The 25,828-nt window shown below is 60.1% G+C and carries 27 protein-coding genes; 13 read left to right on the forward strand and 14 right to left on the reverse strand.

What is annotated here, in order from left to right; genetic code table 11:
• Positions 1 to 12: 12 nt before the first annotated feature.
• From msrB to ACIOVD_RS14860, 3 genes are all read left to right on the forward strand, one after another.
• Positions 13 to 408 (forward strand): peptide-methionine (R)-S-oxide reductase MsrB, encoded by a 396-nt coding sequence (gene msrB / locus ACIOVD_RS14850; RefSeq protein WP_401128631.1) that lies wholly within the window; start codon positions 13 to 15, stop codon positions 406 to 408.
• A gap of 152 nt (positions 409 to 560) precedes the next feature.
• Positions 561 to 1,046: a glutathione peroxidase gene (locus ACIOVD_RS14855; RefSeq protein WP_095168133.1), complete on the forward strand. Its 486-nt coding sequence runs from the start codon at positions 561 to 563 to the stop codon at positions 1,044 to 1,046.
• Entirely contained in the window at positions 1,043 to 1,504 is a 462-nt protein-coding gene (locus ACIOVD_RS14860) for a MarR family winged helix-turn-helix transcriptional regulator (RefSeq protein ID WP_095168135.1), read from the forward strand. The genes ACIOVD_RS14855 and ACIOVD_RS14860 overlap by 4 nt, the downstream gene beginning before the upstream one ends.
• On the opposite strand, the gene ACIOVD_RS14865 is transcribed toward ACIOVD_RS14860, so the two are convergent.
• Complete coding sequence (locus ACIOVD_RS14865; RefSeq protein WP_401128736.1) at positions 1,488 to 3,809, reverse strand: response regulator; 2,322 nt, start codon at positions 3,807 to 3,809, stop codon at positions 1,488 to 1,490. The two genes, ACIOVD_RS14860 and ACIOVD_RS14865, sit on opposite strands and share 17 nt — an antisense overlap.
• A 164-nt stretch (positions 3,810 to 3,973) precedes the next feature.
• On the opposite strand from ACIOVD_RS14865, the gene ACIOVD_RS14870 reads away from it, so the two are divergent.
• Both ACIOVD_RS14870 and ACIOVD_RS14875 read left to right on the forward strand, forming a co-directional pair.
• Entirely contained in the window at positions 3,974 to 4,864 is an 891-nt protein-coding gene (locus ACIOVD_RS14870) for an ATP-binding protein (RefSeq protein WP_095168139.1), read from the forward strand.
• Complete coding sequence (locus tag ACIOVD_RS14875) at positions 4,861 to 5,343, forward strand: GAF domain-containing protein (RefSeq protein WP_095168141.1); 483 nt, start codon at positions 4,861 to 4,863, stop codon at positions 5,341 to 5,343. Before ACIOVD_RS14870 ends, ACIOVD_RS14875 begins: the two co-directional genes overlap by 4 nt.
• Here ACIOVD_RS14875 and ACIOVD_RS14880 read toward each other — a convergent pair whose 3' ends face one another.
• The 8 genes from ACIOVD_RS14880 to ACIOVD_RS14915 form a co-directional block, all read right to left on the reverse strand.
• Positions 5,344 to 8,292, reverse strand: coding sequence for an HD domain-containing phosphohydrolase (locus ACIOVD_RS14880; protein ID WP_401128637.1), 2,949 nt, complete (start codon positions 8,290 to 8,292; stop codon positions 5,344 to 5,346).
• Between the two features lie 131 nt (positions 8,293 to 8,423).
• Positions 8,424 to 12,059, reverse strand: coding sequence for a transporter substrate-binding domain-containing protein (locus tag ACIOVD_RS14885; RefSeq protein ID WP_401128640.1), 3,636 nt, complete (start codon positions 12,057 to 12,059; stop codon positions 8,424 to 8,426).
• An 8-nt stretch (positions 12,060 to 12,067) separates the two neighbouring features.
• Entirely contained in the window at positions 12,068 to 12,694 is a 627-nt protein-coding gene (locus ACIOVD_RS14890; RefSeq protein ID WP_095168147.1) for a response regulator transcription factor, read from the reverse strand.
• Positions 12,695 to 12,943: 249 nt separating this feature from the next.
• A complete protein-coding gene (locus tag ACIOVD_RS14895) occupies positions 12,944 to 13,342 on the reverse strand; it encodes a response regulator (protein ID WP_401128643.1) in 399 nt (132 codons plus the stop codon).
• A gap of 261 nt (positions 13,343 to 13,603) precedes the next feature.
• On the reverse strand, positions 13,604 to 14,935 hold the full coding sequence (locus ACIOVD_RS14900) for a deoxyguanosinetriphosphate triphosphohydrolase (RefSeq protein ID WP_095168150.1): 1,332 nt from the start codon (positions 14,933 to 14,935) through the stop codon (positions 13,604 to 13,606).
• Positions 14,936 to 15,051: 116 nt separating this feature from the next.
• A complete protein-coding gene (locus ACIOVD_RS14905) occupies positions 15,052 to 15,393 on the reverse strand; it encodes a hypothetical protein (protein ID WP_401128647.1) in 342 nt (113 codons plus the stop codon).
• Complete coding sequence (locus tag ACIOVD_RS14910; RefSeq protein ID WP_095168154.1) at positions 15,390 to 15,779, reverse strand: phage holin family protein; 390 nt, start codon at positions 15,777 to 15,779, stop codon at positions 15,390 to 15,392. The genes ACIOVD_RS14905 and ACIOVD_RS14910 overlap by 4 nt, the downstream gene beginning before the upstream one ends.
• A 1-nt stretch (position 15,780) precedes the next feature.
• Positions 15,781 to 16,095: a YqjD family protein gene (locus ACIOVD_RS14915; RefSeq protein WP_095168156.1), complete on the reverse strand. Its 315-nt coding sequence runs from the start codon at positions 16,093 to 16,095 to the stop codon at positions 15,781 to 15,783.
• 324 nt (positions 16,096 to 16,419) lie between these two features.
• On the opposite strand from ACIOVD_RS14915, the gene ACIOVD_RS14920 reads away from it, so the two are divergent.
• The 5 genes from ACIOVD_RS14920 (at position 16,420) to ACIOVD_RS14940 (ending at position 19,865) form a co-directional block, all read left to right on the forward strand.
• Positions 16,420 to 17,628: an ammonium transporter gene (locus tag ACIOVD_RS14920; protein ID WP_095168158.1), complete on the forward strand. Its 1,209-nt coding sequence runs from the start codon at positions 16,420 to 16,422 to the stop codon at positions 17,626 to 17,628.
• 76 nt (positions 17,629 to 17,704) lie between these two features.
• Positions 17,705 to 17,941 carry a glutaredoxin family protein gene (locus tag ACIOVD_RS14925; RefSeq protein WP_159997265.1) on the forward strand — a complete coding sequence of 79 codons (237 nt, stop codon included), beginning with the start codon at positions 17,705 to 17,707 and terminating at the stop codon, positions 17,939 to 17,941.
• Between the two features lie 116 nt (positions 17,942 to 18,057).
• Positions 18,058 to 18,489: a LexA family transcriptional regulator gene (locus ACIOVD_RS14930; RefSeq protein WP_159997263.1), complete on the forward strand. Its 432-nt coding sequence runs from the start codon at positions 18,058 to 18,060 to the stop codon at positions 18,487 to 18,489.
• A gap of 71 nt (positions 18,490 to 18,560) precedes the next feature.
• Positions 18,561 to 18,890, forward strand: coding sequence for a transcriptional regulator (locus ACIOVD_RS14935; protein ID WP_095168163.1), 330 nt, complete (start codon positions 18,561 to 18,563; stop codon positions 18,888 to 18,890).
• Between the two features lie 84 nt (positions 18,891 to 18,974).
• Positions 18,975 to 19,865 carry a pseudouridine synthase gene (locus ACIOVD_RS14940; protein ID WP_401128654.1) on the forward strand — a complete coding sequence of 297 codons (891 nt, stop codon included), beginning with the start codon at positions 18,975 to 18,977 and terminating at the stop codon, positions 19,863 to 19,865.
• A gap of 99 nt (positions 19,866 to 19,964) precedes the next feature.
• Here the strand turns inward: ACIOVD_RS14940 and ACIOVD_RS14945 are convergent, their stop codons facing one another.
• Entirely contained in the window at positions 19,965 to 20,186 is a 222-nt protein-coding gene (locus ACIOVD_RS14945; RefSeq protein ID WP_095168167.1) for a YgdI/YgdR family lipoprotein, read from the reverse strand.
• A gap of 76 nt (positions 20,187 to 20,262) precedes the next feature.
• Positions 20,263 to 20,865: a molybdenum cofactor guanylyltransferase MobA gene (gene mobA / locus ACIOVD_RS14950; RefSeq protein WP_401128657.1), complete on the reverse strand. Its 603-nt coding sequence runs from the start codon at positions 20,863 to 20,865 to the stop codon at positions 20,263 to 20,265.
• A gap of 81 nt (positions 20,866 to 20,946) precedes the next feature.
• Between mobA and moaB the strand changes: the two genes are divergently transcribed.
• Both moaB and glp read left to right on the forward strand, forming a co-directional pair.
• Positions 20,947 to 21,486 carry a molybdenum cofactor biosynthesis protein B gene (gene moaB, locus ACIOVD_RS14955; RefSeq protein ID WP_095168171.1) on the forward strand — a complete coding sequence of 180 codons (540 nt, stop codon included), beginning with the start codon at positions 20,947 to 20,949 and terminating at the stop codon, positions 21,484 to 21,486.
• A gap of 22 nt (positions 21,487 to 21,508) precedes the next feature.
• The gene (gene glp / locus ACIOVD_RS14960) at positions 21,509 to 22,696 is read left to right on the forward strand and encodes a gephyrin-like molybdotransferase Glp (RefSeq protein WP_401128739.1); all 1,188 of its coding nucleotides are present in this window, start codon (positions 21,509 to 21,511) and stop codon (positions 22,694 to 22,696) included.
• Between the two features lie 41 nt (positions 22,697 to 22,737).
• Here glp and ACIOVD_RS14965 read toward each other — a convergent pair whose 3' ends face one another.
• On the reverse strand, positions 22,738 to 22,929 hold the full coding sequence (locus ACIOVD_RS14965) for a hypothetical protein (protein ID WP_095168175.1): 192 nt from the start codon (positions 22,927 to 22,929) through the stop codon (positions 22,738 to 22,740).
• Between the two features lie 324 nt (positions 22,930 to 23,253).
• On the opposite strand from ACIOVD_RS14965, the gene yegS reads away from it, so the two are divergent.
• A complete protein-coding gene (gene yegS, locus ACIOVD_RS14970) occupies positions 23,254 to 24,147 on the forward strand; it encodes a lipid kinase YegS (protein WP_159997255.1) in 894 nt (297 codons plus the stop codon).
• A 6-nt stretch (positions 24,148 to 24,153) separates the two neighbouring features.
• Here yegS and ACIOVD_RS14975 read toward each other — a convergent pair whose 3' ends face one another.
• Together ACIOVD_RS14975 and ACIOVD_RS14980 are read right to left on the reverse strand one after the other, a co-directional pair.
• The gene (locus ACIOVD_RS14975; protein ID WP_401128662.1) at positions 24,154 to 24,813 is read right to left on the reverse strand and encodes a response regulator; all 660 of its coding nucleotides are present in this window, start codon (positions 24,811 to 24,813) and stop codon (positions 24,154 to 24,156) included.
• The gene (locus ACIOVD_RS14980; protein ID WP_401128665.1) at positions 24,810 to 25,703 is read right to left on the reverse strand and encodes a sensor histidine kinase; all 894 of its coding nucleotides are present in this window, start codon (positions 25,701 to 25,703) and stop codon (positions 24,810 to 24,812) included. Before ACIOVD_RS14980 ends, ACIOVD_RS14975 begins: the two co-directional genes overlap by 4 nt.
• Between the last annotated feature and the right edge of the window lie 125 nt (positions 25,704 to 25,828).

Below are 25,828 nucleotides of genomic sequence, written 5' to 3' on the forward strand. Positions count from 1 at the left end.
TGAGGTAGGACAATGGAAAAGATCCAGAAAACCCTGGAAGAATGGCGGGCCATGCTCGATCCAGAGCAGTACAACGTGTGCCGTCTCAAGGGCACCGAGCGACCGTTCTCGGGCAAGTACAACGCGACGAAGACCGCGGGTGTCTATCATTGCATCTGCTGCAACGAGCCGCTGTTCGACTCCCGGGCAAAGTTCGATTCCGGCTGCGGCTGGCCAAGTTTCTACGAGCCGATCGGCGCGAGCGCCATGGTTGAGATCCGCGATGTCAGCCACGGCATGATCCGCACCGAAGTGGTCTGCGCCAAATGTGAGGCGCACCTGGGGCATGTGTTCCCGGATGGTCCGCCGCCTACCGGCCTGCGTTACTGCATCAACTCCGTGTGCCTGGACCTGGTGCCGCACGACTGAGGCAGGTTCTGGCTGGCTGGCGAAGGTCTGTTGCAGGCAGCCAACCCCGTTAGCCAGCCGGTACTCCCGGTCGGTTTTCGGCCAATTAAGTTGCGTGCAATTCAATTGCTCGCTATGTTTATTGTATCTGCCTATTATTCGGAGCCCGTCCCATGACCGACAACCTGCTCGACATCCCGTGTACCACGATCAAAGGGGAACAAAAGACCCTTGCCGATTACGCCGGCAAGGCGGTGCTGGTGGTCAACACAGCCAGCAAATGTGGCTTTACCCCGCAGTACAAGGGACTGGAAGCGTTGTGGCAGACCTACAAGGATCAAGGCCTGGTGGTGCTCGGTTTTCCCTGCAATCAGTTCGGCAAGCAGGAGCCGGGCAACGAGGGGGCAATCTCAGAGTTCTGCGAACTGAATTTCGGTGTCAGCTTTCCGCTGTTCAAAAAGATCGACGTCAATGGCAGCGACGCCCATCCGCTGTTTGTCCAGTTGAAGAAGCGCGCTCCCGGCGTGTTGGGGTCCCAGGGCATCAAATGGAACTTCACCAAATTCCTGATCGGTCAGGACGGCAAGCTGGTCAAGCGTTTTGCCCCCGCGACCAAGCCGCAAGACCTGACGCGCGAGATTGAAGCACTGCTCAAATGAATGATCTGTCCGTTGATTCTCTGGCACTGGATGACCAGCTCTGCTTCAAGCTGTACGCGGCCTCCAGGGCGGTGATCCGGGGCTACAAGCCCTTGCTCGAGCCCCTGGGCCTGACCTATCCGCAGTACCTGGTGATGCTGGTGTTATGGGAGTGGCAGCAACAGCCGCCCGAGCAACCCACGGTCAAGGCGTTGGGCGAACGCCTGGCGCTGGATTCCGGAACCCTGACGCCCTTGCTCAAGCGCCTGCAGCAGATGCAGTTCGTCCAGCGCCAGCGCTCGGCCCGGGACGAGCGCGAAGTGCACCTGAGTTTGTCGCCAGCCGGTGTTGCCCTGCGTGAACAGGTGGGGCCGCTGAAGTCCAGATTATTGTGCGACAGCGGCTTCGACCTGCAGCAACTGACGCAATTGCGCGCGGGCCTCGATCAGTTGCTGGAGCAGATCAAGGGGCTTTCCTGAGCGGTATCCACAGGTCCAGCAGCGCGGCCAGTTCTTCGCGGCGAAAGGGCTTGGCCAGGTAATCGTTCATCCCGGCCGCGCGACAGCGCTCCCGTTCCTCGGGCATGGCATTGGCGGTCAAGGCGACGATCGGCAGGTCCGGCCAACGACCGCTGCGCCGGATGTGCCGGCTGGCTTCATAACCGTCCATGACCGGCATGTTGCAGTCCATCAGCACCAGGTCAAAGTGGCCGAGTTCCAGTTGGTCGAGCGCCTCGGCGCCGTGGGACACCACAATCACGTCGCTGCCCAGTTTGCTCAGCATGCCTTTGGCCACCAGCTGATTGACCGGGTTGTCTTCCACCAACAGGATTCGCCCCCGGCGTGGAGGTGACGGCGAGTGATCGGGCGTTGGGCTATCCCCAACGTTTTCCATGTTCAAGGCGCGACGCAAGGTCTGGTACAGCGCATTGCGCGCCAGTGGACGGGCCTGTTGCTGCAGAGGAGCAAGGGCGGCGCTTTCTTCGCTGGGCATGAAGTTGCCGTAGGCGGTCACCAGCAAGATCGGTGCGGCGAACCTCGAGCGCAATTCGAACAGGCAGGGTGGGCAGTCAGTAATCAGTACATCGGGGTCCAGGTCGTGCAGTGAGTCATCGAGGCTGCGCTGTTGGTAATCCAGGCCCCATCCGGGCAACAGGCTGCGCAACAGCTCGGCCAGGCCACTGCTGGCCGACGTGATGGCCACGACCTTGCCGTGCAGGCGAGCCGGCGGTGTGGCGCGAGTGTGCGCTGGCAGTGGCAGGTCGGCGCAGAACTGGCTGCCAAAACCCGACTCCGAACTGATGCTCAGTCGGCCCTGCATGGCGTTGCACAGGTTGAAGGTCAGGGCCAGCCCCAGCCCGGTGCCGCCGAACTGACGGGTAATGCCGGCGCCAGCCTGGGTAAAGGGTTGGAAGATCTTGACCTGGGCATCCTGGGCGATGCCGATACCGGTGTCGCAGACTTCGATCCTGACGCCATCCTCCCGTGTACAGAGGCGCACATCGACCCGGCCGAAACGAGTGAATTTGAGGGCGTTGGATAGCAGGTTACTGACGATTTGCCGAACCCGTGTCGGGTCGCCAATCACCTGGGCGGGAAACTGCGGATCGATCAGGCAGGTCAGCTCGACGCTGGGTGCAGCGTTCTGCGAGAGCAGGTTGGCGGTGTCTTCGATCAATGAGCCGAGGTCGAAGGGAATGTGTTCGAGTTCCAGTTGGCCGGCATCGAATTTCGACAGGTCGAGAATATCGTTGAGCAGTTCTACCAGCACTTTGCCGGAGTCGTGGGCAATCGCCAGTTGCTGGCGCTGCTCGGCATTCAACGGGCTGTCGAGGGACAAGGCGATCATGCCCAGCAGGCCGTTGAGGGGCGTGCGGATTTCATGGCTCATGTTGGCCAGGAACACCGAGCGCGCCTGCGCCATGTCCAAGGCTGTCTGGCGCGCGATCTGCAGTTCCTCGTTGGAGGCCGTCAGGCGCCGATTGATCGCTTTCAGCTCGGCGGTGCGCGACGAAACGATGGACTCCAGTTGCCCGAGGTAGTCAGTCAGGCGATTTTCGGCGGCGCGCCGCTGCTGGATTTCCGTGGTCATGCTTTCGAACTGCTGGTTGGCCACCCTGACCAGCACCCCGATTTCATCGTTGTGATGGTGCACCGGGCATTCCAGCGGTGGTTGCTCGGCGATGCGCGGGTCACGCTCGCTCAGCTCGCGGATGACCCGTACCAGCGGCTTGGTCAGCATCACATAAAATAATGCCAGGAGAATGCCGCTGAGGATCAGGCTGCGGGCGAAACCGTTGAGCAGGGTGACTTCGGCCCGACGCAAGAAACGGCTGCCGAAGGCGTAGGTATCGACTTCCAGTGCCAGTGTGCCAAGGGATTCATCGGGCAGATGTTCGAGGAACAACCGCTCCTTGAACTGGCGATCGGCACCAAACAGGAAGTCGCTGATCACTCGGTAGGTACTGGCCGAAGGGGCGCGTTTGACATTGGCCAGCACGGTATTGTTATTGTCGGTCAGTTGCGCGCCTATCACCGCAGGTGAGCGCAACAGGCCAAGCGTCAACTCCTGGGCCAGTTCGGCGTCGATGTTGTAGGCGATCCGGGAGGCGGGACTGTGGCTGATTTCCAGCAGGGACAATATTTCCCGGTTGATGGAAGCATCTTCGCTGGCATAATCGATGCCTATCTGCAGCAGACTCAGCAGCATACCCAGGACAAAACCGACCAGCACGGTGAGCTTGGCTTGCTTGTAGGACAGGCGGTTGGTGAACTTGATATCCATTGGGTGCGCAGCCACTTTCGTTTCCCTTCTGGGCCAAGCATAGCTGAACGTTACCGGGTTTTGCCGACGCGTGCAGCGCTCTGGCTCGCGACCCGGGACGGTGTCTGGCGCCAGGAGCGGGTTGGTCTGCCCATCATTACTGTGAACTGCCTTGAGGAGAAGACGTGGACTCTCGATTGAATGCCTTTCTTGAACGCGCTGATGCGGTTCTGGCTCGTATCGAGCCGCTGCTGCCAGCGCCACGCAGTGCCATCGACTGGACACAATGCCTGGCTGCCCGCTGGCAGCGTGAGGGACGCAGCGGTTTTCTGCTGCCACTTGAGGTCAGTCTGGATATGCGCCTGAGCGACCTGATCGGGGTCGACAAGCAACTGGAACAGTTGGGCCGCAATACGCGCCAGTTCCTCGATGGCATGCCCGCCAACCATGCCCTGCTCTGGGGCTCGCGAGGGACGGGCAAGTCTTCGCTGGTGCGCGCGCTGTTGGCCGAGCATGCCAAGGGCGGGCTGCGCTTGATCGAGATCGAGCGAGATCACCTGGCGGACCTGCCGCGGGTGGTCGAGCAGGTTGCCAAGCTGCCGCAACGCTTCGTGCTGTTTTGTGACGACCTGTCCTTCGAGGCGGGCGAGGGCGATTACCGAGTACTCAAGAGTGTGCTCGACGGCTCGCTGGAGCAGGCCCCGGACAATGTCCTGTTGTATGCCACCTCCAACCGGCGTCACCTGGTGCCGGAAAAGGAGAGCGATAACGAGAACTGGAAAAGGGTCGACGGTGAGCTGCACCCCAGTGAGGCGGTGGAGGACAAGATCGCGCTGTCGGATCGTTTTGGCCTGTGGCTGTCGTTCTACCCGTTTACCCAGGAGCACTTCCTCAACGTGGTCGAACACTGGGTCGGCGAGTTGGCCACCAAGGCCGGCCTGGCCTGGCAACGGGATGAAGAGCTGGAAATCCTCGCGGTGCGCTGGGCTACTGGCCGTGGTAACCGCAACGGGCGATGCGCCTATCAGTTCGCCCGCTATTGGGTCGGGCTCAAACTGTTGGAGCAGCAGGCATGATTGATTTGCAAAACAGCGGCGCAGGCCTGGAGGGTTATGGCCTGCTGTGCGCACAGCTGGAGTCGTTGCTGGCCGATGAGCGAGATTTTATTGCCAATGCCGCGCAGTTCTCGGCGTTCCTGTTCAATCAACTCGATGACCTGAACTGGGCCGGCTTCTACCTGAATCGCAATGAAGAGTTGGTGCTCGGGCCGTTCCAGGGCCAGATAGCCTGCGTGCGGATCCCCTTTGGTCGCGGTGTTTGTGGCGCTGCAGCGGCCACGCTGACCACCCAGCGCGTGGAGGATGTGCATGCGTTCGCCGGGCATATTGCCTGTGACAGCGCTTCGAACAGTGAGTTGGTGGTGCCACTGGTCAAGGACGGTCGACTGATCGGCGTGCTGGACCTGGATAGCCCGTCACTGGCGCGCTTCAGCGTCGCTGACCAGGCCGGTATCGAGCAACTGGCCGCGATCTTCCTGCGCCTGACCGACTGCTGATCAGCTAACCAGGCCTGCTTTGGCGAGCAGGCTTTGTCGGTCCACGGCATCGATTTGTACCGGGTCGAGGTATCTGTCGGCGTACTGCTGATAGATCTGTTCCTCGATAAACAGGGCAAACAGCTGCGGGTCGATATGGGCATCACGGCACATGAACGCCATGATGCCGAGAGCCTCACTGAGGGTCTTGGCCTTCTTGTAGGGGCGGTCTGCGGCAGTCAGCGCTTCGAAAATATCGGCAATCGCCATCATCCGCGCCGGCAGGCTCATCTGTTCCCGTGTGAGTCGTCTCGGATAGCCGGTGCCGTCCATTTTTTCGTGATGCCCGGCGGCAATTTCCATGACGTTGCTTAAGTGCCCGGGGAAGGGCAGGTGGCTGAGCATCAGGATCGTCTGCACCATGTGATGGTTGATGATGTAGCGCTCCTCGCAGGTCAGCGTGCCGCGGGTGATGCTCAGGTTGTACAGCTCGCCACGGTTGTATTTGTGCGGCGGAACGTCGAGTTTGAAGCCCCAGGGATTGTCCGCGGGCATTAGCTCGGCACTGTTGCGTTCGAACAGGTGTTCGGGTTTATCCGCCAGCAGCGGCTCGCTGACCGGCAGCACGGGAGTCGGGGTGCGAGCCTGGCGGCGGTTCTCCTCCCAGGACAGCCCCAGCCGGTCATCCAGCGTGCGGGTCCAGGTGCGTTGGGCAATGTTGTGCAGCCGTTGCAGGTCGCCTTCGACCATGGCCTCGCCCCCCAGGTTACTGCGGGCGACAAAGGCAAAGTCGTCGTCGAGGGCGGCGAGGCTGGCGTCGCGCGTTACAGCCAGTGTCTGCCCGTCGCCACCTTGGGCGAGCCCTTGCCAGTAGTCGATCCAGGCATCGCGCTTGAGTACTTCGAAGCGGGTGCGGATTTCATGCAGGCGGTCGGTGAGGGTCTCAAGCTTGGTGGCTTTGTCGACCACGTATTCAGGTGTGGTGACTTTTCCACAGTCGTGCAACCAGGCGGCAATGTGCAGCGCTTCCCATTCATCGTCGGTGGGGTTGTAGCGTTCGAATTCCGGGGCCCGGCTGGCGGCGGCGGCCTGGGCGAGCATCAGGGTCAGGGCGGGTACCCGTTGGCAGTGGCCGCCGGTATAGGGGCTCTTGGCATCGATCGCTCCTGCCAACAACTGAATGAAGGCGTCCAGCAGCTGTTTTTGCTTGTGCTGCAGGCGCTGGCTTTCGATGCTCACGGCCGCAGCGCCGGAGACCGCCTGGATAAAGGCGATCCGGTCAGGGCGCAGCTTTTCGAGGTCCGCTTGCGCACCGCTGTCGGCCAGCAACAGGATCAGCACGCCGACGGTTTCGTTATGGCGATTGTGCAGGCGAATGCCGATCAGGTGCACGCTGGGGCACTGCAGCGCCAGCATTACACTTTGCAGATCGCCTGCCTGCTCGAATCCCAGAGTCGTCACCAGGGCGTTCTGGCTCGCCAGTGGGTGCAGCCAGGCAGGGGCCTGCGTGTCGTCAGGATCATGACTCTTGACGTTGAATGCCGAAAGGTCGCGTGATTCACCCTCGATGAACAAGCCATGGGGCTGGAGGCGGTTGCCTTCATTTTCCCGCAGGTATATCAGTCCCGCCTGGGCCTGGCCTATCTTCACGGTTTCCGCCAGGACTCGAAGCAGCAGCGGCTCGAAGCGGGTTTCCGCCGATAGGCTGTCGGTGATTTCAAAGAAGCTGGCCAGGGTCGCTTTCATGCGCGCCATGGAGACGCTGAGTTGGTCGACTTCCAGCACCGGCGAGCGGCGTGCAACCGGGTAGTTGAAATCAAAACTGCGAATCGCGTCGGCTTCCTGCACCAGAGCCCGTAATGGCTTGACCAGGATACGCGAGGTCAGCCAGCCCAGTGGCACACACAGTAACAAGATGGCCAGGGTCAGTAGGGCGCCCTGCCAGCGCATTCGATAGGCATCGACCAGCAACTCCTCTTCGGGAACCATCACTGCCAGGTTCAGTCCCCGCGGGCCACCTTCCTGGATGCTGCTGCGAGCAAAGATCCATTGGCGGTTGCCGACCTCCAGGCGATTGCCACTGGCCGGGTGCATAAACAGGGCTGCCAGGGCCGGGCTCAAGTCCTTGACCTTGGCCAGGTGGGCCTTTTGATCATCGATGATCAGCTTGCGGCTGTCGGGGTAGGCGACGGCATTGCCGTCGCCATCGAACAGCACGACTTCGGTGCCGGGTGTTACCTGGTGCTTGGCCAGGGTGGCGGACAGCTGGGCCAGGGTCAGGTCGGCGCCCACCACGGCATTGGGGCCGCTGTGGCGGGCGAGCGTCGTGCCGATGTTGTGGGTCGAAAAGAAGATGTAGGGTTCAGTGGTGATCTGTTCTTCGCTGCTGTTGGCCCGGTCGAACCAGGCCCGGGTGCGAGGGTCATAGGCCTCCTGCGGATTATCCAGGCGCCCGATCTGGTTCAGTGTCGCGTCATAGAACAGTGATTGTGAGCGGGTTTGCCCGGTGAGGATGTCACGATCGATGCTCCAGACCTGAAAGGCGGCTGCATCAGGCGCCTGCAGGGTTTTTTTCAGGGCATCGCTGCGTAATGGGCGGACCATGAAAAAATCGCCATCGGCATAACCGACGTACAGCGATGCCAGCTCGGTATTGTCCCTCAGGGATTGGCTGAAGGGTTTGAGCAGGGGCAGCCGGTGCGCCAGGTCTGTTCCCTGGATCGCGGCGCTTTCTGCCAACAGGCTGAGCAATCGTCGAATGGGCTGGTAGGTGGTTTGCAGGTCCCTGCGCACGTCCTGGTCTATGCGTTCGAACAGCTTCTCACTGCTGGAGAGGATGATCTCGGTGGTTTGTCGATAATTGAAAATACCCAGCACAACGCCCGTGAACAGCAGCAACAGGGTGAACATCACGCTGATATGCACGTGCAGCGGCAATCGGCGTTTGTCCGGGCGCGGTGGGCTGGGCATTGCAGGCTCTCCATAGTCGATACGCACGGCTCAGCCAACAAGCATAGTTAATGGCACAACGGTCTGCTGTGAATCCTTGAGGCTGTCCGAGCGCCAGGGCCAGCAGGGTTCAAACTGTGGCCCGGGAGATGTCAGGTCGAAGATTGAGCAATCTCTCGTTGCAGTGCCTGCTCTAGTTCCAGCATGGCCTGCTGTATCGCCTCGGTGCAGGTCGCCAGCCTGGCCTCGGTGAACGCTTCGTGGCACATCCGCTCAAGTGCCTCACAGCTGTCCATCAGTCTGGTGGCCTGGACGATGCGGGCCGCGCCTTTGATTTTGTGGGCGATATCGATGAATCCCTCGCGCCCGCTGGCCGGCGACAAGTCGAGCAGTTCTTGGCGATCGAGGCGGTTGCTGTTGAGCAACTCGGTGAGCAGGCGCTGCACCAGTACGGGGTCGCCACCGGTCAGTGCTTGCAGGCTCTGCAGGCTGAAGGCCGGTTCCTCGGTGAGAGGACGCAGGGTCTCCAGGCATTGGCTGAGTGTCGCCAGGCTGATGGGCTTGAACAGGCAATCGTTCATTCCCGCCTGGCGACATCGAGGTTTTTCCTCTGGCTGGGCGTTGGCAGTAAAGCCGAGCACCGTACACGGTGGGCGTTGTTCATCGTGTTCGATCCTGCGGATGGCCCGCGCCAGTTCGTAGCCATTCATCACCGGCATGTTGCAGTCGGCGATCACCAGGTCGAAATGACCCTCTTGCCAGGCCGCCAATCCTTGCACACCGTCGTTCGCCGTGACCCAACGATGCCCCAGGAACCCCAGTTGCTGGCTCATCAGCAGCCGATTTGCCGGATGATCGTCGACCACCAGCACGTTCAAGCAGGTCTGGCCAGGTGCGACCAGCGCCGGCAGTGGCTCCTGCACAGTGGCGCCTGGCAGCGGCGTCATGGGCAGGTCAACCCGGATCTCGGTGCCGACTCCCGGTTGGCTGCTCAGTTGCAGGTCGCCGCCCATCATTTCGCACAGGCTGCGGCAGATCACCAGACCCAGGCCGGCGCCGCTCCTGGCCATTTGGCCGGTGTTCTGCGCCTGGGCGAAGGGCTCGAACAACTGGCGCTGGTCGTCCGCACTGATGCCGACCCCCGTATCGGTGATGTACATGACCATTTGTTGCTGGTCGGCGCCCTCGACCGTCACCAACCGGACCTTGATGGTGACTTTTCCCTGCTCAGTAAACTTGATGGCATTGCTGATCAGGTTGGACAGAATCTGTTTCAGGCGCAGAGGGTCGGTCAGCACATCCGGCTGCGCTGCCGCGTCGGGAAAGTCGAGGCTCAGCGTCAGTTTCTTCTGCCGCGCGAGTCCGTCAAAGACCCGTATCACCGCTTCCAGGGTGACGCCGAGATTGACCCGTTCGGGCGCCAGGCTCAGGCGGCCGGATTCGATTCGGGCAATGTCGAGAATGTCACCGATGAGCTCCAGCAGGTCCTTGGCCGAGTTATAGGCCACTTCAATGGCGGGACGATCCTGCAGGCTATGTTCATCGCGTTCGAGGGTCAGTTCGAGCATACCGATCACGGCGTTCATCGGCGTACGGATTTCATGGCTCATGGTGGCCAGGAAGGTGCTCTTGGCGCGGTTTGCTTCATCGGCGCGCTCTTTGGCGGACCTGAGATCATCAAACAGCTGGCGTCTGTCGCTGATGTCGATCCAGCCGCCGATAATTCCCTGGACCTCTCCCGTGGAATCCCGATAGGGCAGGATCCAGTGATAGATCGTCAGTTTTGTGCTGCCGATGTGCAGGGTGCGATCGAGCAGCATCGGCACGCCCTCGGCCATCACTCGCTGATAGTCCGCCTGGTATTCCCCGGCTTCAAAGGCGTTGCTCATGGAGCCTTGCATGACGGTTTTGCCGATCACCTCCTCGCGTTTGGCGCAGAAGGTTTCCAGATAGCTGTCATTGCAACTTTTCAGCACCCCCTGGCGGTCGCGCACGTAGATGGGGTGGGGCGTGCCATTGACCAGCGTGTGCATGAACTCGAGCTGGTCATTGAGGGCGCGCTCAACCTTTTGCCGCTGTTTGATCTGGCGACGCATGTGGGCGTTCCAGGCCAGGAGCATGAGCAGTACCAGGCTGCTGCCGATCACCAGTTGGTATAGCTGGCGCTGGTAGTTGCGCCAGGTGCCACTGGCCGGACCCATGTAGCCACGCCAGCGGCTGTTGATGATCCCCAGTTCGTCCGGGGCGATACTCAGCAGGGCCTTGTCGAGGATAGTACTCAACTCAATCGCACCACGGGCGGTGGCCAGGGAAACTGCGGCTTGCTGTGTGCCGACCGTTGCGCTGATCTGTAGTTGGTCCTCGAACAACTGCGCGGCGATGAAGTAGTTGGCGATGATCAGGGATTCAACCGCGCCCTGGACCTGGCCCTTGGCAAGCAACTCCACGGCGCTGAAGGCGTCCTGCGTTTGCACCAGGTGGATACCCGGGTGTTCGCGTTGCAGGTAATCACGCAATGGATTGTTTTCGGTGATTGCCAGGCTCTTGCCACGCAGTTGCTCGAGATCCGTCGGGCTGCCGGGGCTCTTGCTGCTCAGCAGTACATAGGAGCTTTCCAGGTAGGGGCGGGTGAAGCTCAGGCGTGTCTCGCGCTCGACACTGGGGGCAATGGCGGCAATCAGGTCGACGCGGTCCTCCTCAATCAGGTTGAGCATGGCGCGTTCGCTTGGGCTGCGATGAAGCTCGAAACGCAATCCGGTGCGCAACCTGATGAGCTCCAGCAGGTCGGCGGTGATCCCCCGCAGGTTGCCATCGGAATCAAAGAAGGTCAGCGGTGCAAAACCATCGTTGACGGCCACTCGCACCACTGGATGTTGCGCCAGCCAGCGTTCTTCACGATTGCTCAACTGCAGTTTGCGGTCAGTCAGCAGGATGTCACTGCCGGCGCTCCAGCGTTTGGCGATGTCTTCTCGTTCACGGGCCGGCACCCTTGCCAGGACCGTGTTGATGAGGTTCAACAAATCCTGGTTGTCCTGGTTGTCCTGCTTGACGGCAAAGCTGAAACCATAGGCCTCGTGTTTACCGAAGTTGGCCATCCTGACGTTTTTCAGATAGCCCTTGTTGATCGTGAAGTGAGTGGAAATTGTATCGCCCAGAAACACGTCAGCCTGATCGAAGGCCACGGCATTGATCGCATTCTGAAAGGACGGGTAGGGTGTAATGATGGCGTTGGGGTACAGGGCCGTTACCTCTTCCAGAGGCAGGTAGTGGTAGACCATGCTCAAGCGCATGCCGGCCAGGCCCTCGGTCAGCGAGCGGGTTTCGGTCTCCCGGGTGACCAGGACCGGTTGGTCTATGGCGTAGGGGATCGACAGCGCGATGTTCGATTTCCTGGCTTCATAGCCGTTGGCCGTGCCCAGCAGGTCTACATCGCCGTTTTCCAGTGCCTGGATGGCGGCTTCTCGGGAAGGGTAGCGCCGGATCTGGATAGGCAGGCCCAGGGTGTTGCCAATGATACCCGCGTAATCTGCGGTGAATCCTTCATAGTCCTGGCCCCGGATTGTCAGGTCGAATGGTGGATAGTCGGGTGCCGAAGTCCCCAGGACCAGTCCGGGTCGGTCTTGTACCCACTGGCGCTGTGATAGATCCAGCTCAACGTCCATGGGTTTGGTCGTCGAGCGACTGAGCAGTGAGTAATTACCGATTTCTGGGTCTGCCATGCAGGCAGAGGCACTCAGGCAAAGTCCGACACTTAAATACAACAAATAGTCCTTTAAAGAACTGGGCATCCTGTCTCTCACACTAAAGCGTTGCGTTTTGCCATTTCGATGAGTTCCACCAGAGATTGTGCCTTGAGCTTTTGCATGAGCCTTTTTTTGTAGGTGCTGACAGTCTTGTTGCTGAGAAACATCCCTTTGGCAATTTCCTTGTTGCTGCGGCCTTGGGCAAACAATTGCAGGACCATCAGTTCGCGGTCATTGACGGAACGGAACAAGTCGAGTTCGGCGTTCAGTTCGTCATTGCTGCGCGAGGGGTTCAATGCCTGGCTGGGGAAGTAGTGATAGCCGGAAAAAACGGCGTTGATGGCGCTTACCAACTCGCTCAGGTCTTCCTGTTTGCAGACGTACCCGCATGCACCGGATTGCATGCAGCGAATGGCGAAAAGTTCCGGGCTCTGTGCGGTCAGTACCAGGGTTTTCAGGGGCGTATTCATGCTGTTGAAGCGCGAAAGAACTTCCAGACCATCCAGTTTTGGGATGCTGATATCGAGAATAATCAGATCAGGCATGCATTCGCGAACCATTTGCATGGCATCGACGCCGTTATCCGATTCCCCGACGACTTTGTAACCTTCATGTTCCAGCAACATACGAACGGCGAGACGAATGACGGGGTGATCGTCGACAATAAAAACGGTGTTCATAATCAAGTCCCATACGTGCGCAAATAAAGCGAGCACCTTAGCTCAGATAGCAGTAGCGACGTATGAACCGAGGGGGGCAGGAGTGCAATATAGGACGAGTCCTACATAAGAGAAGGCTAGGGATTACGCAGTAGGAAGGAATATCAGGAGGAAGTCTGCTGTCGAAAGCCTATGTTTAAACTTGTAAGTTGTAACGGGAAGGACGCTTGTAATTGGGTGGGAGACTCAGGGGGGCAGTAGTGACGATGCTCAGCGATTACGCTGCTCTGACATCAGCAGGTTAATAAGCTCGGTTTTTTTCAGCGGCTTTGCCAGATAACCGAGTAAGGGTAGTCGATGTTCATCAGCGGCTTTTTTCAAAGTGTTTAATTCCCGGCTGTCAAGGCTGCTCAGGAGAATGGCTTGTTGTATTAGTCCCTGCAGGCTCGCAATGCCAATCAGTTCCAGGCCGGGAAGATCTGGAAGGCATTGGTCGCAGAGTAGCAGTTCAAAAGGTTGATGTGCCAGATTCATCTTTTGTAGTGCATTGTCGGCAGTGTCGGCGGTAGTGACTTGGGTGAAGCCGTAACTGTTAAGCAAGCAAAGTGTTGCCCTGAGTTGAAAGGGGTGGTCTTCAACCAGCAGGATGCGTAAGTTGTAAGTTAACATTTGGCTTTCCTGGAAGAGAGATTGGCCTTGGGAGTGTCGGCGTTAGCTTTAATAGGAGATGGATTATCTTTTTTCTGTTGCTGGATATCTACCGCTGTATTGATTTTTGATCATAGTGTTCAGCATAGAAGCGAAGTTGTATGTGTACCGATACTCTCGTCGTCATTCAATTCGACGCTAACTGTAGGATGATTCCTGGGAGGCGCCGAGGACTGTAATCACCCGTCGCGGCCCAAAGAGGTGGCGCGACGGGTGCATGGGTCACGGTCGGCTGGAGCGTCCGGTCATCTCCATGGCCATTTCGCTGGCATAGCTGTCGGTCATGCCGGCTATGAAGTCGATCATGCGTAGAAACGAGGCATGTAGCGGACCGTGTGGATCGGGTGCGTTATTACCTAGCAGATCGAGAATGCGACGGTTCTTGAATGAGGCCGTACCGCCGCCGTGTTGCTCCAGCGCCGCGCCACAGAAGCCGTTCAAGAGTATTTCCAGCGTGGTGTAGGCGCCGATTTCATGCAGGGTCTTGCGTTTATCCTGGAAGATTTTCTTGCGGGCCATGTCCTTGGCATTCAATACGCAACGTTTGGCCGGGCCATGCATGTGCTCTACCAGGTCACCTTGCAGCGTGCCCGCCAGCAGGGCGTCCTGTTGCTCGACGAAGGCCCGCGCCGCGGCGTTGGTCAGGTGTTCAATGGCCTTGCCGCGCAAAATCGCCAGCTTGCGCCGGCGTGAGTCAGAGGGGCCAAGCTGGCGGTAGGTTTCCGGCAGGTCATCGCCCACCAGTCCGAGCAACAGCGATTCGACCTCGGCATATTCCAGCAGCTCCATTTCCAGGCCGTCTTCCAGGTCGATCAAGGCGTAGCAAATGTCATCCGCAGCCTCCATCAGGTAGACCAGGGGATGGCGGGCCCAGCGTTGTTCCTCCAGTTGCGGCAGACCGAGCTTCTGGGCAATTTGTTCGAGCAGGGGCAGTTCGCTCTGATAACAGCCGAACTTGTGTTTCTTGTAGCCCAGTGAGTCGGCGTGTCGTGCGGTCCAGGGGTACTTGAGGTAGGTGCCAAGGGTGGCGTAGGTCAGTCGGGTGCCGCCATCGAACTGGTGATACTCCAGTTGAGTCAGCACTCGGAAGCCTTGCGCATTGCCCTCGAAGTTGAGGAAGTCGTTACGTTCCACTTCACTCATTGCATCCAGCCAGCCTTTGTTCGCGGCTTGCTGGAACCAGTAGCGAATGGCGTCTTCGCCGGAGTGGCCAAAGGGTGGATTGCCAATGTCATGAGCCAGACAGGCCGATTGCACCACCATCCCCAAGTCACTGGGCTCGCACCAGTCGGGTAGGGCACTGCGAATGGTTTCACCGACGCGCATGCCCAGCGAACGCCCCACGCAGCTGACTTCCAGCGAATGGGTCAGGCGCGTGTGGATGTGATCGTTGCTGTGAACCGGGTGGACCTGGGTCTTGCGGCCCAGGCGACGGAAGGCCCCGGAGAAAATCACCCGGTCATGATCCTTGTGGAAAGGGCTGCGGCCAAGTTCTTCCGGACTGTGCACAGGTTTGCCGAGGCGTTCACGGTTAAGCAGGGTCTGCCAATCCAAGGCTGATCTCTCCGTCAGGGAACTGATGCGCTAGCTTCCCGGTTCAAGCGCCAGGCTGCAAGCCCGACCGAAGCTCTCGGGCAAGAGGTTCGGTCGGGCTGACAATGATGTGCCGATCAGTCCTTGCGTGAGGCGCCTTGTAGCACCATACGAATCAGTGGCAGCAGCGTAGTGCCCAATCGGACTAGGCGGGTGGCACTGCGTATGCCGCCGCCCTTGGCGCCCTTGCCCGTCAGAAATCCGAGCAGGGTGACTGCAGCCACGCCCCACAGCGGGGCATGCTTGATGCCCAGGCCGTCTTGGAAGCTCTGGCCCATGCCCCGTACACGCTGCAGCGGCTGCAACAATTGTTGCGACTCGTGACGGATTTCCTGGCGATGCATTTCCATGCGCAGGCGCAGCAGGGCCTTGCGCATTTCCTTGCGGGTACTGTTCTTGGGGATTTCAGGCAGGTTCATGGCAGCAGGCGCTCCCGGTCATTGGCCAGCTCTTCGAGGGTCGCGTGGAATGGCGAGGACTCATCGAAAATTGCCGCTTTCAGGCGCATCCCGCAGAACAGCGCGGCTGCTGCGTAGAACACGCATAGGCCAATGATCGCGGTCAGGCGGTAAGTGTCCCAGAGCAGAATCATCACCAGTGCCGAAATGCCCACCAGCAACAGCAGGGCGAACACCAGGGCCAGGCCGGCAAACAGCAACAGGCTGACGGTACGGGCTTTCTGTTCCTGCAATTCGATGCCGAACAGCTCTACGTGGCTGTGCAGCAATCCCAGAAAAGCGGCGCCCAGGCGTCGCGGCGAGGAGCCAGTACCAGTCTCGGACGAGCCGGATTCACCGATAGCCATATCAGCGCCGTGTCGCCAGCAGGCCGATCAGGAAGCCGACACCGGCAGCGATCCCTACGGACTGCCAAGGGTTGGCCTGGACGTAGTCTTCGGTGGCCGTCACGGCGGCCTTGCCGCGTTCGGTCAGGGAGTCCTGGGTCAATTGCAGGGTTTCACGGGCACGCAACAGGCTCTGATGAATCTGGTCACGCAATTCGTCGGCTTGATCGCCAGCCAGGGTCGCGGTGTGCTCCAGCAAACGTTCGGTGTCGCTGACCAGAGTCTGAAAATCATCCATCAGGATTTCTTGAGCAGTCTTTGCTGTTTTGCTGGCCATGGTGATCTCCATAAGTGGCGTGTCAAAGGTTCGAGTATGGGCCTTGCACTAAGGTTCAGTGCAAATGACTGGTACAGCTTTTGCTATGTCCTGGTGCGCCGGGCGCTTCGATTGTCCTGAAACGGGCATGCCTGGCGAAAACCTTAACTCAAATAATAGAAACTCGCGGCAACATCGAAGCAATGATTGATCGCGTTGAAGTCTTTGCGCCAAAACGGTTCACCGTCAAACCGGGTTGAAACCAGGGAAAGTATCAACTTGGTGCGCGCACAGGCTCGACGAACTGCTTTGGTGCTATTTGCGGTTTGAAGGTCTGCCAATCCCATGGAAAATGTGCAAAGTGCAGTGGCCACCCTGGTCCATAGCTCCAATACCCTGTTCATCCTGATTGGCGCGGTGATGGTCCTGGCCATGCATGCCGGTTTTGCCTTTCTTGAAGTGGGTACGGTTCGCCAAAAGAATCAGGTCAATGCCCTGTCGAAGATCCTCAGCGACTTTGCGGTCTCGACACTGGCCTACTTCTTTATAGGCTACTGGATTTCCTACGGGGTCAATTTCCTGCAACCGGCCGCCGTGCTCAGCGCCGATCACGGATATGGCCTGGTGAAGTTTTTCTTCCTGCTGACCTTTGCCGCCGCCATTCCAGCGATTATTTCGGGAGGGATCGCCGAGCGGGCGCGCTTCGTTCCGCAACTGTGCGCGACGGCGTTGATCGTGGCGTTTATCTACCCATTTTTCGAAGGCATGGTCTGGAACGGCAATCTTGGCCTGCAGGCCTGGTTGCTGGAGCAGTTTGGCGCCAGCTTCCATGACTTCGCGGGCTCCGTGGTGGTGCATGCCATGGGGGGCTGGCTGGCCCTGGCGGCAGTGCTGCTGCTCGGGCCACGTAACGGGCGATACCGCGAGGGGCGACTGGTGGCGTTTGCGCCGTCGAGCATTCCGTTCCTGGCCCTTGGCTCGTGGATACTGATCGTTGGCTGGTTCGGATTTAACGTCATGAGTGCACAAACGCTGCAAGGGGTCAGTGGCCTGGTAGCGGTCAACTCGTTGATGGCGATGGTCGGCGGCACCATGGCGGCCCTGATCGTCGGACGTAACGACCCAGGGTTCCTGCACAACGGTCCCTTGGCCGGGCTGGTGGCCATCTGTGCCGGCTCCGACCTGATGCACCCGGTGGGTGCGTTGGTCACGGGGGCCATTGCCGGCGCCCTGTTTGTCTGGTGTTTTATCGCGGCGCAAAACCAATGGAAGATCGACGACGTACTCGGTGTCTGGCCACTGCATGGCCTATGCGGGGCCTGGGGCGGCATCGCCTGTGGGATTTTCGGCCAGACAGCATTGGGCGGCCTGGGTGGCGTCAGCCTGGTCAGTCAATTGATCGGCACCGCGTTGGGCATTGTCATCGCGCTACTCGGCGGACTGTTGGTATACGGCGTGATCAAGCGCCTGCACGGACTGCGCCTGAGCCAGGAAGAGGAGTACTACGGCGCTGACCTGTCGATCCACAAGATCGGCGCGGTCAGTCAGGACTGATGGTGGCCGCCCCGTGCTCGACGGTTTTTGGTGGCCAGCCTAGAATGAACACCCATTCTTTCGTGGTCCGTCTGTCATGCCCCCTGAATGCCAGTTGTTCGGCACCCTTGGCTGCCACCTGTGTGAACTCGCCGAAGCGGAACTGATGCCGCTGGTCGAGCACGGCCTGTTAGTAGAGCTGGTGGACATCGCCGATAGCCAGCAACTGTTCGACGCCTATGGCCTGCGGATCCCGGTGCTGCGCCGGGTCGATACCGGCGCGGAACTGGGCTGGCCCTTCGACGCCGAGCAAGTCGTCGCCTTCCTGCGCTGATACCTGGAGCCAGTTCAGCACCATGCACTCCGTTTGTCGTGTCCCACGCGACATGCATTGGCACCCATCCGGATATTCGGTTACTGTATGTGCATACAGTTATCCGGGAGGCCGCCATGTCCCTCACCTTGCTCGCCAGTACCCAGCGCCTGCACTTGCCCGATGCCGATGAGCTGAGCCTCAGCGCCGTGCATTGTGCCGCCGAAGTTCGAGGCCAGAACTTCTCCCTCGACCGAATTGTCGGCCTGGGCGCGCCCCAGGTACGTGCGGTGCTGGTGGAAGACGACAGCTTGCTGGGCTTTGGTATTTATCCAGGTGACCGCCTGATCGTCGATCGTTCGATCAGACCGGTTCAGGATCAGTACGTGGTGGCTCACCTCGATGGCGACAACGAATACTGCGTGCGCTTGCTGGCGGCCGACCCCAAGGGCGGGCTGCTGCTCAAGGCTGCCCGGCCCTCGGTGGCCTCGGTTGCCTTCGACGATCTCGACCCGGCCCCGATCTGGGGCGTAGTGCTCTGGGTGGTCAGCTATGTGGGACGTGGCTGAGGGCGGTCCAGCAAGCATTTGCATAAAGCGTCAGGCATCAGCGGGCGCATACGAAACAGGAGTGATACAGCATGGTCAATGTCGAACAGTTGAAAGCCAGCGTGAACCGGATGTCGGCCGACGTGGTGCGTGAGGCGGTTCTGGAGTTGCGGCTCGATGGCCTGGTGACGGAAGGGAAGACCCCATTCAACAAATTGCACTTCAATACCTGCTTCGCGGAAATCGAAGCCTTGTTCCAGCGCGCCGGGTATCACCGGCAACTGGATGTGGTGGGTTATCAGGGTTTGCTCTACGCGCTTTATGATCCCGGGCGCTGGGAAGCGGTGGAGGTATTGCGCTGGTTGAAAGAGTTCACCGAGGCTGCGGCCTTGCGCGAATCAATGGCCACCTGTGGAGCCTGAACCACGGCGGCACGGAATCTTCCCTAGGTGGGCTCCAGCTGTTGCTGGATAATGCTCGTCTGCATTAACCGCAAGAGCCTGTGTATGTCCACTTCATCATTTTCCGCCGCCCAGAGCCAGGCCAGCACGCTGTACCTGCCACCGGGTTCCTGGGTCACCGTGCTTGACTGCCTGTGCGAACACTTCAGTGCCATTGGGCGCGAACAGTGGCTGGACCGGATCGCCCGTGGTCGCGTCCTCGATGCCCAGGGCCAGGCGATTACCCTGGACCTGGCCTACAAGGAAGGCTTGCGTATCCATTACTTTCGCGAAGTGCCGGACGAAAAGGTCATCCCGGTTCTGGAAACGATCCTGTATGCCGACGAGCACCTGATCGTGGCGGACAAACCGCATTTTCTACCAGTGACGCCAGCGGGTGAATATGTCGAGCAGACCCTGCTGCGCCGCTTGATTCGCCGCCTGGACAATCCCCATCTGGTGCCGTTGCATCGCATCGATCGGCACACCGCCGGGCTGGTGCTGTTTTCCGCCAATCCGCAAAGCCGTTCGGCGTATCAGTCGCTGTTTCCAACCCGCAGGATCGACAAATACTACGAAGCCATTGCCCAGGCGTTGCCCCAGCTGGCATTTCCCTTGGTCCACAAAAGCCGGCTGGTGGATGGCGAACCCTTCTTTCGCATGCAGGAAGGCCCAGGGGTGAGTAACACCGAAACGGCGGTGCAGGTCCTGGAAAAGAATGGCGACCTCTGGCGGTACGGCTTGTCCCCGGTGACCGGGAAGAAGCACCAGTTACGGGTGCACATGACTGCGCTGGGGGCGAGCATCTGCAATGACCCGTTCTATCCGCAGGTACTGAAGGATGTCGAGGACGACTACGCCAATCCGCTGAAGCTGTTGGCCAGGGGGTTGCGCTTCAGCGATCCGCTGAGCGGTGTAGAGCGGGTTTTCGAAAGCCGGATCAGACTGGCCTGGTGAGTCTTCGCCATAGGTATTGCACAACAGGTTTTTCCGTCTCCCAGATACGACAACGCCCGCGCAGGGCGGGCATTGTCGTGCAGGCGTAGAGGCCGAGGGTTACAGCTCTTTAACGGTGCGAACCTGATCCTTGTTGATGCGGGTCTGCTTGCCGTCCAGTTGTTCGAACTCGTAGAAACCCGACTCGGAATCGAATCTAGGGCTATCGACAGACTGGATTTCGCGACCGTCATTCAAGGTGATGACTGCAGGCGAGGAGCAACCAGCAAGGGTGGCCAGGCCCAGAGCAAGCATGAAAGTGGCGAGGGTCCGTTGAGTCATGAGATGTCTCCGCAAATGAATTCTTTTAAGTACTGGACTTGAGACGTGTGACACGCCGGCAAGTTCCTTGGCGCCGTCATTCTGACACGCTGGCATGCAGGCTTAACAGCTCGGGCGTATTGAGGTTGGCCAGGCGCTGATCATGGTCCGGGCACTGCAAGGCCAAAGCACCCAGATTACGCATGATACGCCCAGGACTGCGCTCACCGGTATTCCAGGCGCTTTCAAACGCCTGCGCAAGCGCTACCGGGATCACGCATAACAACGGTTGCCAATGTTCACCCTGGCGTAGCATCAAGGGGGTGGCCGGGTGCTGGCTGGCGGCTGCGCGCATGTCGTGCACAAGCTGGGCATCAATGCGCGGCACATCGCACGGCAGCACCAGCAGATGGGCGTGCCGTGCCGCCGCCAGGCCCGCGCGAATGCCGGCCAACGGTCCAGGGAAGTCGGCAATCTCGTCGTGCACCAGTTGGTCGGCGTAGGCCGCGTACCGGTGCCGATTACGGTTGCAGGAGATGATCAGGTCATCGGTCAAGCTGCGCGTCAGCCGGTGCAGATGGCTGATCAAAGGTTCGCCCTGCCACTCGAGTAAGCCCTTGTCCTGGCCGCCCATGCGCTGGCCGCGTCCGCCTGCCAGGAGCAGGATCGAGCAGGGTGGTAGCTGAGCATTCAAGGGCATGGCGCTACTCCATCGGGGCGGCAAAAAAACAAGGCGCTGTGATATAACACCGGGCTGTTTCTCCTACAACTGGACGAGCCTATGAAAGCCAAGGCTGATGTACCTTTCGCCCCGCTGAACATCGCGGTGCTGACTGTCAGCGACACTCGCACACTGGACACCGATACCTCGGGACAGGTCTTTGTCGACCGTCTGGGCGCTGCCGGCCATCACCTCGCTGCACGGGTGCTGCTTAAAGATGACTTGTACAAAATACGTGCGCAAGTAGCCACCTGGATTGCCGACGACGTGGTGCAAGTGGTGCTGATTACCGGCGGGACTGGCTTCACCGGACGCGACAGCACCCCGGAAGCCGTCAGTTGCCTGCTGGACAAGCAGGTCGATGGCTTCGGCGAGTTGTTTCGCCAGATATCGGTGGCGGACATCGGCACCTCGACGGTGCAGTCCCGCGCGCTGGCCGGCCTGGCCAATGGCACTCTGGTGTGCTGCCTGCCGGGCTCCACCAATGCGGTACGCACTGGCTGGGATGGAATTCTGGCCGAGCAGTTGGATGTCCGTCACCGGCCGTGCAACTTTGTCGCCCATTTGAAACAGGCAGCACCTTGTGAATCCCGTGGGTAAGCCTGGCAAGACCGGCAGCTTGATGCCAGTCGAAGTAGCATTGGCGCGCCTGCTGGAGATGGCCGAGGCTGCGCCGATTGTCGAGTTTGAGCACCTGCCGTTGGCGGCCGCTGAAGGCCGGGTGCTGGCCGAGGATCTGCTCTCGAGCCTCGATCTGCCGCCGTGGCCCAACAGTGCCATGGACGGCTACGCCGTGCGCGTCGCCGACTGGACAGGCGAACCATTGCTCGTCAGCCAGAAGATCTTTGCCGGGATGGCTCCCGAGCCATTGGCTCCAGGTACCTGTGCGCGGATCTTTACCGGTGCCCCGGTGCCGGCCGGTGCGGACTGCGTTGAAATGCAGGAAAACACCGAGGTCCTGGCCGATCAGCGGGTGCGCTTCAGTGAGCCATTGCACGTCGGGCAGAACATTCGCCCGCAAGGGCAGGAGACCACCGTGGGCGAACGGGTGCTGAACGCCGGTACTCGCCTGGGACCGATCGAACTTGGCCTGGCCGCATCATTGGGCAATGCCGAGCTGCGGGTGGTCCGCAAAGTGCGGGTCGCCGTGCTGTCGACAGGGGATGAGTTGGTGGAGCCGGGGCAGGCACTCGGGCCTGGGCAGATCTACAACAGCAATCGGGTGCTGCTGTGCAGTTGGTTGCAGCGCCTGGGGTGTGAGGTGCTGGATGCGGGCATCTTGCCGGACAACCTGCAGGCCACCCGCGAGCGTCTTGCGCAACTGGGCAGCGTCGACCTGATCCTCTCCACTGGCGGGGTGTCAGTCGGCGAAGCGGATTTCCTTGGTATTGCGCTGCGCGAGGCGGGTGAATTGGCGTTATGGAAGCTGGCGATCAAACCCGGCAAACCCCTGACATTTGGGCACTTTCAAGGTGTGCCGGTGATTGGCTTGCCGGGCAATCCGGCGTCGACCCTGGTGACCTTCGCCTTGCTGGCGCGGCCCTATCTGTTACGACGCCAGGGCGTCACGGAGGTGACCCCGCTGCAGTTCCAGGTCTCGGCAGGGTTTGCCTGGCCCAAGGCCGGTAACCGTCGCGAATACCTGCGTGGACGCCTGGAGCAGGGGCGGGCAGTTGTCTACCGCAACCAGAGCTCCGGAGTGTTACGCAGTGCCGCGTGGGCCGAAGGGCTGGTCGAGGTGCTGGAGGAGCGCACCCTGGTCGAAGGTGATTGGGTGAACTTCATTCCATTGAGTGAAGTGCTTGGCTGATTCGCGCCAGGCCCGTGCTGCAGCCCGGGTCTGGCGCATGCTTAGTTGAGTAGTGTCAGCAGTTGATCGAAGCGGCTGTTGGCAATCCAGCTGGCGAGACCGATGATCACGATGAGGATGCCGGTCGAGTAGGCAACCCTGTACCTGATGGCTTGCAACTCGTCCCGGGCCTGGTAAAGGTTCTTGTGCAGTGACTTGAGATGGGCCTCCAGTTCTGCGATACGAGGTTCCATGTCGCTTCCTTCGGCTGGTATGGACGTGCAACGGGTTGCCGAGTCTGGGTCGCCCTTGGGGGTTGTCGGTGCAGGTTTTTTTGTTGTGAAGCGGGTCAGGGTCTGGAGGGCGGTGCCATTCATAAGTATTCACTTCCTTGTGTATTACCGATCTGTTCCTGAGATGCCTGGACACAAGGTGTTCCAATATCAATTCAGCGTCAATTAGGCCGATTCGTCACAGGCTGTAAGAAAAAACTCGAAACTTATCGCGGTCGTTGGCTCTTTCAGTCGCGTGTGTGGTCAACATTTGCCAGAGGCCTTAGATCAACCGGGGAGATGACGATGAGTGAGCGCAAGGCGCTGTTGATTTTGCACGGTAAGCAGGCACTCAACGAAGAGGTCCGTTCGGCGGTCGAGGAAAAGCGCGAACAAGGCTGGGAACTGGCGGTGCGCCTGACATGGGAAGCCGGGGACGCCCAGCGTCTGGTGCAAGAGGCACTGGCTGCCGGCTTTACCCGATTGATTGCCGGAGGTGGCGACGGTACCTTGCGCGACATCGCTGAAGCGCTGGCGGCGCAGACTGATCAAGCTAGCCTGGTGCTGCTGCCGTTGGGTACAGCCAATGACTTTGCGCGCGCAGCAGGGGTTTCCCTGGTACCGCGAGAGGCGCTCGCGTTGCTCGACGTGCCGGCGCAACCGATCGACCTGGGGGAAGTGGGCGGTCAGGTATTTCTCAACATGGCGACCGGCGGATTTGGCAGCCAGGTGACGGCGAACACCTCTGAAGACCTGAAGAAGATGCTGGGCGGGGCGGCTTACCTGTTCACCGGACTGTCGCGCTTCAGCGAGTTGCATGCCGCCTACGGCGAGTTGCAAGGTCCCGATTTTCACTGGCATGGGCAGTTACTGGCACTGGGGATCGGCAATGGCCGGCAGGCCGGTGGCGGGCATGAGTTATGTCCGCAGGCGCTGGTCAATGACGGCCTGCTGGATGTCAGCATCCTCCCGGCACCGCAGGATGTCGTGGGCACGCTCAAGGATTTGTTGGCGGACGGTTGGGGCATCGACAACATGTTTGTCCGCGCGCGCCTGCCATGGGTCGAGATCAAGGTCTCGGAGGGGCTCTATATCAATCTTGATGGCGAGCCACTGGAAGGCGAGAGCCTGCGCTTTTCGGTGCGTCCTGGCGCATTGCGCGTGCATCTACCCGCGGACTCGCCTTTGCTCAAGGCGTGAACCGGGTCAGTCGTCGAGGCTGATGATGCGCTCGCGCACGGCAAATAGCACCAGCCCCGCCACCTCGTAGATCTGCAGGCGCTTCATGATCTGCGAGCGGTGGGTTTCCACGGTCTTGATACTCAGCCCCAGGCCGCAGGCAATCTCGCGAGTGGATTTGCCGCGTACGATCAGCCGCAGGATCTCCAGTTGCCGCGCGGTGAGGTTATGGCTATCAACGGTGGGAGCCTGAGGGCTGTGGGCCCGTGCCAGCGCCTGGTCGATCACGGTGTGGGCGATGGCGGGGCTCAGGTAGCGTTCGTTGTTGCGCAGGGCTTCAAGGGCGTGCGCGAGCTCCGTGGCCGTGGTGTCCTTGAGCAGGTAGCCATGAGCCCCGGACTCCAGGGCGCGCATGACCAGCGTCGGGTCGGTATGCATCGACAGGATCAGCACCTTGCTCTGCGGATGGACCGCCTTGAGCCTTTGCAGTGCGTCCAATCCGCCGACCTGCTTCATCGAGAGGTCGAGGACAATGATGTCCGGGTTCAAGGTCTCGACCATCTCCAGCACCTGGGCCCCATCGTCGGCCTCACCAATCACCGCATAGCCGGGAATATCCAGGACCAGCGCACGCACGCCAGCCCTGATCAGCGAGTGGTCATCTACCAGTAGCAAATTGCAAGTCAATGGGGAACCTTATGGGTGGCGGCTCGTTCGAGTGTGCGGGGTGCCCAGGGGAAAAGGGCGTCGATCCGTGTCCCCTTGCCCGGGTCACTTCTGACGTCCAGCTTGCCGCCCAACTGCTCGACCCGTTCCGACATGCCCGCCATGCCACGCTGTCCTTCACGGCCAGGAAACGCGGCAGGACAAAAGCCCACGCCATCGTCACTGATCAACAGTGCCAGCCCCTCCGGGGTACGTTGCAAACGGACCAGCAGATTCTCGGCCTGGGCGTGGCGCAGCACATTGGTGATGGCTTCCTGGGTGACGCGAAACGCCGCGACCGCCATTTCTTCTGGAATGCCTGCCAGTTGCTGCTGGCATTCCAGGCTCCAGTGCAGGCTGTTGTTGGCCAGCGTCTTGAGCAGATGGGCGCGTAAACTGGCTTCCAGGCCCAGGCTCGACAGTTGCCGTGGATTGAGCACGACGCAGATGTCGTGCACCTTGCCCAAGGTGTCTTCCAGGGTTTCGCCGAGCAGGTTGCAGTGGCTGTGCAGTTCTGCTGGCAGGCGGCGCTTGAGCCATTCGTTTTGCAGTTTTGCTGCGGTGAGCAATTGGCCGATGTCGTCGTGCAACTCCCGGCTGAGTCGATGACGTTCGCTTTCCTGGACCTGCAGCAAGCGGTCCGCCAGCTCGTGGGGCTGAAACTTGATGGCGCTGCGCAAGCGCAGGTATTGGCGCAATACGCCGATTGCCGCCGCCAGGCTTAACACCAGCAAGGCCAATGACACCGGGCTGGACAGGGAATAGGCCAGCAGGCAACCGATGGCAGTGCAAAGGCAAAGCAGCAGGGTCAGGCGTTGTGCTGCCTGTCGGGAGGGGCGCCAGTTCATGACTGATTTGAGGCTGGCGTGCATGGCGCAGGGAACCCATGAATGTTCGCTGTGGGCTGGCCGGTCAGGGTGATTGACTGGAGCGGGCGGCTGCAAAGCAGAGCAGTCTGAGGGGCAAGGTAGAGCCTTGCACTTCCCGCCGCCAAGGG

Origin of the sequence: Pseudomonas sp. NPDC087626, from assembly GCF_044743405.1 — a bacterium.
In the GTDB taxonomy this organism is placed as follows: Bacteria; Pseudomonadota; Gammaproteobacteria; order Pseudomonadales; family Pseudomonadaceae; genus Aquipseudomonas.

Bases quoted from the DNA above. Each gene is read 5' to 3' on its own strand.
- ACIOVD_RS14890 (WP_095168147.1), bottom strand. From the start codon at position 12,694: ATGAACACCGTTTTTATTGTCGACGATCACCCCGTCATTCGTCTCGCC.
- yegS (WP_159997255.1), top strand. From the start codon at position 23,254: ATGAGTGAGCGCAAGGCGCTGTTGATTTTGCACGGTAAGCAGGCACTC.
- ACIOVD_RS14875 (WP_095168141.1), top strand. From the start codon at position 4,861: ATGATTGATTTGCAAAACAGCGGCGCAGGCCTGGAGGGTTATGGCCTG.
- ACIOVD_RS14920 (WP_095168158.1), top strand. From the start codon at position 16,420: ATGGAAAATGTGCAAAGTGCAGTGGCCACCCTGGTCCATAGCTCCAAT.
- ACIOVD_RS14980 (WP_401128665.1), bottom strand. From the start codon at position 25,703: ATGCACGCCAGCCTCAAATCAGTCATGAACTGGCGCCCCTCCCGACAG.
- ACIOVD_RS14895 (WP_401128643.1), bottom strand. From the start codon at position 13,342: ATGTTAACTTACAACTTACGCATCCTGCTGGTTGAAGACCACCCCTTT.
- ACIOVD_RS14855 (WP_095168133.1), top strand. From the start codon at position 561: ATGACCGACAACCTGCTCGACATCCCGTGTACCACGATCAAAGGGGAA.
- glp (WP_401128739.1), top strand. From the start codon at position 21,509: ATGCCAGTCGAAGTAGCATTGGCGCGCCTGCTGGAGATGGCCGAGGCT.
- ACIOVD_RS14865 (WP_401128736.1), bottom strand. From the start codon at position 3,809: ATGGATATCAAGTTCACCAACCGCCTGTCCTACAAGCAAGCCAAGCTC.
- ACIOVD_RS14945 (WP_095168167.1), bottom strand. From the start codon at position 20,186: ATGACTCAACGGACCCTCGCCACTTTCATGCTTGCTCTGGGCCTGGCC.
- ACIOVD_RS14885 (WP_401128640.1), bottom strand. From the start codon at position 12,059: ATGCCCAGTTCTTTAAAGGACTATTTGTTGTATTTAAGTGTCGGACTT.
- msrB (WP_401128631.1), top strand. From the start codon at position 13: ATGGAAAAGATCCAGAAAACCCTGGAAGAATGGCGGGCCATGCTCGAT.
- ACIOVD_RS14940 (WP_401128654.1), top strand. From the start codon at position 18,975: ATGTCCACTTCATCATTTTCCGCCGCCCAGAGCCAGGCCAGCACGCTG.
- moaB (WP_095168171.1), top strand. From the start codon at position 20,947: ATGAAAGCCAAGGCTGATGTACCTTTCGCCCCGCTGAACATCGCGGTG.
- ACIOVD_RS14925 (WP_159997265.1), top strand. From the start codon at position 17,705: ATGCCCCCTGAATGCCAGTTGTTCGGCACCCTTGGCTGCCACCTGTGT.
- ACIOVD_RS14965 (WP_095168175.1), bottom strand. From the start codon at position 22,929: ATGGAACCTCGTATCGCAGAACTGGAGGCCCATCTCAAGTCACTGCAC.
- mobA (WP_401128657.1), bottom strand. From the start codon at position 20,865: ATGCCCTTGAATGCTCAGCTACCACCCTGCTCGATCCTGCTCCTGGCA.
- ACIOVD_RS14880 (WP_401128637.1), bottom strand. From the start codon at position 8,292: ATGCCCAGCCCACCGCGCCCGGACAAACGCCGATTGCCGCTGCACGTG.
- ACIOVD_RS14905 (WP_401128647.1), bottom strand. From the start codon at position 15,393: ATGAACCTGCCTGAAATCCCCAAGAACAGTACCCGCAAGGAAATGCGC.
- ACIOVD_RS14860 (WP_095168135.1), top strand. From the start codon at position 1,043: ATGAATGATCTGTCCGTTGATTCTCTGGCACTGGATGACCAGCTCTGC.
- ACIOVD_RS14915 (WP_095168156.1), bottom strand. From the start codon at position 16,095: ATGGCCAGCAAAACAGCAAAGACTGCTCAAGAAATCCTGATGGATGAT.
- ACIOVD_RS14930 (WP_159997263.1), top strand. From the start codon at position 18,058: ATGTCCCTCACCTTGCTCGCCAGTACCCAGCGCCTGCACTTGCCCGAT.
- ACIOVD_RS14910 (WP_095168154.1), bottom strand. From the start codon at position 15,779: ATGGCTATCGGTGAATCCGGCTCGTCCGAGACTGGTACTGGCTCCTCG.
- ACIOVD_RS14935 (WP_095168163.1), top strand. From the start codon at position 18,561: ATGGTCAATGTCGAACAGTTGAAAGCCAGCGTGAACCGGATGTCGGCC.